Raw genomic sequence first — 5718 nt, forward strand, 5'->3', positions numbered from 1 at the left:
CGCCAATCCAGCACTAGCGTGAGCAGCGGAACGCGAAGGCATGTGGCCAGCGTTCCGAGCATGGGTCGAACGGCTCAGCGCAGCAACTTGCTCGATGCCGCGTCCAGCAGCGCGAAATTCTTTGCAACGCAAATCGGCGAGTGTAGCGGGACTCCGAACGGCGCGGCGGCGCCACAAGGTACAGCGGGACCGAATGGGGATCGGTAAGGCTCAGCCGGATAAACTGTGTCAGAAGTAGGTTCTGGCAAAAAAACCTGTGCTATATCGTTTTGATTCTGGGGATTTTCCCGCAAATTTTACAAATTGTTCGAGAAACGTGGGAAATCCTCGCGGAAAAATCTTCAATAATCAAATTGGTGCTCGGGGGGGGACTTGAACCCCCACGGCTTGCGCCACATGCACCTCAAACATGCGTGTCTGCCATTCCACCACCCGAGCGAATCAAGCCGTACATTGCCTAGAGATACGACAGACTGAGCCCAAGAGCAAGAGGAACGATTGATTCTCCGCTGCAGTCGCCGATAAGGTTCCTGTGGGATGAAACTGGTATTGGCCACGCGAAACCGGCACAAGGCCGACGAAATTTGTTCCATTCTTTCTCTCCCCTCGGGTTCGGTCTTTTCCGCTTTGGATCTACCCGAGCTGCCAGACGTCGAAGAGGACGGCGCGACGCTCGTAGAGAACGCAATAAAAAAGGCTCGGACAGTGGCGGCCGCGAGCAGGTTATGGGCACTTGCCGACGATTCCGGGCTCGAGGTCGACGCCTTGGGAGGCGCCCCAGGCGTCTTCTCTGCCATTTATGCGGGCTCGCCTCCGGATCCAGAGGCAAACAATCGCAAACTTTTGGCCGCCCTACAAGGTGCGCTGAACCGCCGAGCCAGATTTCGGACGGTGCTGGCACTGGCCTCACCGGACGGCTGGACCGACACCGTAGAGGGAATCGTTGAGGGATCCATCGCAGAAAGTCCGCGCGGCAAACACGGCTTCGGATACGATCCGCTGTTCATTCCGGAAGGCGAATCGAGGACATTCGCCGAAATGCGGCCCGAAGAAAAAAACCGAATCTCCCACCGCGCCCGTGCGCTGGAACAGGCGCGCCGCACATGGGGCCCCGTTTTCGCGAGAATCGGGTTGATCCGCGCCTGATTGGATGATCAACGAACAGGGCGGATATCGGCCTGCTGCCACTCAGAGCCTCGCGCGGCCAGTGCCTGACCGATTTTCACAGCAAGTTTCTCGATTTCAGCCGTTTTCGAGCGGAAAAACAGCTCCACAATCCTTAGATGGCGCGCCAAAAATCGGCTGACTGAATTTTCGGGATACGCAAATACGCGAACGCGATAGGCCGATCCCTCGCCATCGGGGCCGGCACCGATGTGAATCAGCGCCTCGAACGGGCCAAAGAATCTCGTACCCCGTGCGTAAAAGACCACCTCGGTCGATGGCCCCTCATGATGGCCCCTATGGATTTCGTCGATCCACGTTTCCTGGCCGGAGCGGTTGACGTAATAATACCGGTTAGACTCTATCTGTGTGATCTGGAATTCCGGCTTCTCCCCCGGCGGCAGCAGACGCGCGTATTCTGACTGGATGTCCGCAAGTAGAGAAGCAGATTCAAATATGCGAACGGCGGATTCGTATGGGATGGGCACAAATCCTGACGTTCCCACGACAATCGGATGATTGGAGAGCAACCGACTCGCCGCCCCGTGTGACGAAACCCGTTCGCGAGTATCGAGAGCATACGCCGGCCATGAAGCCAAGCAGAGGGCGGCAAGCATCCAATACTTCGCCATACATCAAAATAATCACGAAATCGTTAGGAAAGGCGCGGCAAAAGGTAAGAATTCAGTAAGGGTGGCGCAGGGAAAAATTGCAAAATTTGTACGCGCTCAGACTCGCTGTCTACGCGGCATGAGCCCGTACGCTGGTCCGATCCGGTGTTCCGGAGCGGCCAGATGGACAACAGTTGGTCGGACATACATCGTGGTTCGGCGGGCGGGATCCGATGGCACGCTTCGGTGTCGACGGATCGACCCGCTCGAGGACGAGCTCGCCGAGCATTTGGACGAACAGCGGATGCGTTCCCGGGGTGGCGGCGCGAACAAGCGGCAAATTCAGCTCGCGCGCCAGTTCCTTCGCTTCGTGGTCAAGGTCGTACAGCACTTCCATATGGTCGGAAATAAACCCGATGGGAGCCAAAATGACGGCCGAAGCCCCTTCGTCCTTTGCGCTGCGTATAGCATCGCTCACATCGGGCTCTAGCCACGGCTGGGAGGGCGGGCCGCTCCGGCTTTGATAAACAAGCTGCCAGGCCGGAATATTCGCCGCTTCCGCAACGAGGCGGCTGGCTTCTAGAAGTTGATCCTCGTAGGCGCAGCCGGCCGCCATCGCCGTCGGAATGCTGTGGGCGGTGAAGAGCGTGACCACCCGGCTGCGGGCTTCTTCCGGTAGCCGCGCAAAGGCCTGCCTCCAGTGCCGCGCCCACACCTCGATGAAGAGCGGGTGGTTGTACCACACGCGAACCTTGTCGAATGTCGGCGCGCCGGGACCAAGCGCCTCAAGAGCTCGCTGAATGTCCTCCCGATATTGCCGGCATCCCGAATAACAACTGAACCCGCTGGTCACGAGGGCGAGGAAATGGCGGACACCATCGGCCTGCATCCGTCGAACGACGTCGCCTACCAGAGGATGCCAGTTTCGGTTCGCCAGGTAGATCGGCATGGGGATGCCTCGGCGTTCCAGTTCGAACTCGAGCGCCGCCTGAAGCTGACGGTTCTGCGCGTTGATCGGACTGACGCCGTCAAACAATTCGTAATGGTGGGCCACCTCCCGCTTCCGTTCCTCCGGGACATTCTTCCCGCGCAATACGTTATCGAGAAACGGCATCACATCCTCCATGCCCTCGGGTCCTCCGAAGGACATGATCATCACGGCGTCGTATTTCATCGCACAATCATTCCCATCAAACTGCATAGGAGAACGGCTGCACGCCACGGATCGAGGTGCGTCACCGCTCATGCATCCAATCTATCGCACGAAGTGCTGGCGCCTTTCAACGATTCGAGATACGGTGCGTGTTCTTCATGGCCTCGCCACCCAGCTATCTTTCCGGAACCCTCTACATGGCAGCCGCTTCGATCGCCATGGCGCTGGTCGGAACCTCCGTCAAATGGGCGACAGACGGTCTCCCCTCGCCCGTGGTGGTGTTTTTCCGGAATTTGTTCGGGCTGCTTGCGTTGGCGCCCTGGTTGGCCGCGCCGGGCGGCATCGAGGTACGCACGCGGCATCTCAAGTTGCACGCGGTTCGGTGCGTGTTCGGTTTCCTGGCGATGCAATGCTATTTTTTCGCCATTTCGCGCCTGCACCTCGGAAGCGCTGTCGCGCTCAATTTCACGTCGCCCTTGTGGATCCCTTTCATCGCCCGCATCTGGCTTGGCGAACCGCTGACAAAACGGGTGCTGGCGGCTTCTCTGGCGGGGTTGCTGGGTGTCTGGATGATTCGTACGCCGGAGAGCGGCGTTTGGTCCGCAGCTGGGGCCCTCGGGCTTTTATCTGCGGTCTTTGCCTCGGCCGCGCTGGTCGGCGTGCGACGTCTGACCCTCGCTGGTGAGCCAGCAGGACGCATTGTCTTTTATTTTGCGCTCGGCTCCACCCTTTTCACCGCGATTCCACTTCCTTTCGCTTGGAAGATGCCTACGGCTGGTCAGTGGGCCGCCCTCGCAGCAACAGGCGCGCTGGCATCAGCCGCCCAGTTTTTGCTGTCCCGCGGGTTCGCGCGTGCCCCGGCGGCCGTGGCCGCCGTGGCTTACTACGGCACTGTGCCGGCCGCCGCTTTTTTCGGCTGGCTGATTTGGGGCGAGCCCCTGACCCCAGCTTTTATCATCGGCGCGACCCTGATTTGCGGCGCAGGCATCGCGGCCTCGCTGTCGGCGGAAAGAGAGGCGCGTTCTTCGACGGACCGTCGAGACAAATCGAATGGGGTGCATCCCGCGCCACCAGCCCATGGCGCCGCTCGCATTCCGAGTCCGACTCCAGACACCGTCTGACGCCTTGCACAAGCGACGCTCAGCGGCTTTCATCGTGCCATGGATTCCCGTTCAGCACCCCCTCTCCTGCCCCGCCCGCGCCGCTACGAACCCGAACAGGGCGGTCTCTCGCTGCAATCCCGGCATGTTTCGATCCTCTCGACCGAGCCCGAATTCGAGCGCACGGCGCAACGAATCCGCGCTGACTTGCGCCGCGAATTGCACCTGGAGGCCACGTTGCGGGAGACGACGGGCAAACCCGGCGGGGCCAGCATCGTGCTCCGCAAAGATCCATCCCAGCCGGCGCAGGGATACCGATTGCACATCACTCGCCGACAAATCACGATCGAGGCACACGACGCGGCTGGCGCCTACTACGGAGCTCTCACGCTCCGCCAGCTCGTTCGGATCCACCGAGATGCCTTGCCCGCGTGCTGGATCGAAGATTTTCCGGATTTTCCGGTGCGGGGCGTCATGCTGGACATTAGTCGGGACAAGGTCCCGACCATGGAGACGCTCTTCCGCCTCATCGAAGAGCTGGCCGAGTGGAAAATCAACCGGTTCGAACTCTATACAGAGCATTCGTTCGCTTATCGGAATCATCGCGCGGTTTGGGAGCACGCCAGCCCGATCACGGCGGAAGAGGCCCGCGAGCTGGACGCATTTTGCGCGGAACGCTTCGTTGAACTGGTCCCTAACCAGAACTGCTTTGGCCACCTTCACCGCTGGCTCGAAAAGGAGCCCTACCGTCACCTCGCCGAATGCCCCGACGGCTTCATGACGCCGTGGGGCGAGTGGCGCCCCGGACCGTTCAGCCTAAATCCGTTAGACCCGGGGAGCATCGCACTGGTGGAAGAACTGCTCACCGAGCTGGTACAGAACTTCCGAAGCTCGAACCTTAATGTCGGGTGCGATGAAACCTTCGACCTCGGACAGGGACGGTCCCGCGAGGCCTGCGAGGCGCGGGGAAAGGGCCGAGTCTACCTCGAGTTTTTGACGAAGATCTATGCCATCGTCGTCCGACTTGGCCGGAGGATGAACTTTTGGGGCGATATCGTCTTGAACCATCCCGAACTGATCCCGGAACTCCCCCGCGATGTGGTGCCGCTGGTCTGGGGCTATGAGGCGGACCACCCCTTTGCAGCCCAGTGCGCGCCGTTTGCGGAATCCGGACTCAACTTCCTCGTGTGCCCGGGCACATCGGGCTGGAATTCGCTGCTCGGCCGGACCGACAATGCGCTGGCCAATATGGAGAATGCGGCCGAAAACGGTCTGGCGGCGGGCGCCGCGGGCATGTTGATCACCGCCTGGGGCGATAACGGCCACCTGCAGCCCTACGCGGTTGAATTGCTGCCGCTCGCCGCGGGCGCCGCGCGAGCCTGGTGCCTCCAATCCAATCGGCATGCGGACCTTGCAGCGCAGCTCGATGCCCAGGTTTTCCGAGACGATTCGCGCATCTACGGCCGACTCGCTGGCGAACTCGGCACTCTTTATCGGCTCTTGGAACATCCTGTGTTCAACGCCAGCGCGTTATTCCGACTGCTCTCTCAGCGCGACATTTCAACCCTTCAAACTGCCATCGGCGAGCCGCGACTTCGCGCGGCGCGAAACCGCCTGAGGGAACTACGAGCCGAACTGGCCCGAACTCGGAGCCGTCGAGATGATGCCGAGCTCCTGCTCGCGGAATGGA

At 60.6% G+C, this 5718-nt stretch carries 5 protein-coding genes and 1 tRNA gene; 3 read left to right on the top strand and 3 right to left on the bottom strand.

The genetic code is table 11. From position 1 onward, the window contains the following. Positions 1-354: 354 nt before the first annotated feature. Positions 355-438: transfer RNA gene (locus tag NZ740_06770), tRNA-Leu, on the bottom strand. Between the two features lie 99 nt (positions 439-537). Between NZ740_06770 and rdgB the strand changes: the two genes are divergently transcribed. Further along, positions 538-1146, top strand: a complete 609-nt coding sequence (gene rdgB / locus NZ740_06775) for an RdgB/HAM1 family non-canonical purine NTP pyrophosphatase (GenBank protein ID MCS6771715.1) — start codon at positions 538-540, stop codon at positions 1144-1146. Between the two features lie 8 nt (positions 1147-1154). On the opposite strand, the gene NZ740_06780 is transcribed toward rdgB, so the two are convergent. After that, on the bottom strand, positions 1155-1796 hold the full coding sequence (locus NZ740_06780) for a hypothetical protein (protein ID MCS6771716.1): 642 nt from the start codon (positions 1794-1796) through the stop codon (positions 1155-1157). 109 nt (positions 1797-1905) lie between these two features. Beyond that, positions 1906-2949, bottom strand: coding sequence for a ferrochelatase (locus NZ740_06785; protein MCS6771717.1), 1044 nt, complete (start codon positions 2947-2949; stop codon positions 1906-1908). A gap of 137 nt (positions 2950-3086) precedes the next feature. Between NZ740_06785 and NZ740_06790 the strand changes: the two genes are divergently transcribed. Together NZ740_06790 and NZ740_06795 are read left to right on the top strand one after the other, a co-directional pair. Next, the gene (locus tag NZ740_06790; GenBank protein ID MCS6771718.1) at positions 3087-4049 is read left to right on the top strand and encodes a DMT family transporter; all 963 of its coding nucleotides are present in this window, start codon (positions 3087-3089) and stop codon (positions 4047-4049) included. Between the two features lie 39 nt (positions 4050-4088). Next, positions 4089-5718: family 20 glycosylhydrolase (locus tag NZ740_06795; protein ID MCS6771719.1), on the top strand; the 1630-nt coding region annotated here is incomplete at its 3' end.

This window comes from Kiritimatiellia bacterium (assembly GCA_025054615.1).
Lineage (GTDB): Bacteria > Verrucomicrobiota > Kiritimatiellia > CAIVKH01 > CAIVKH01 > JANWZO01.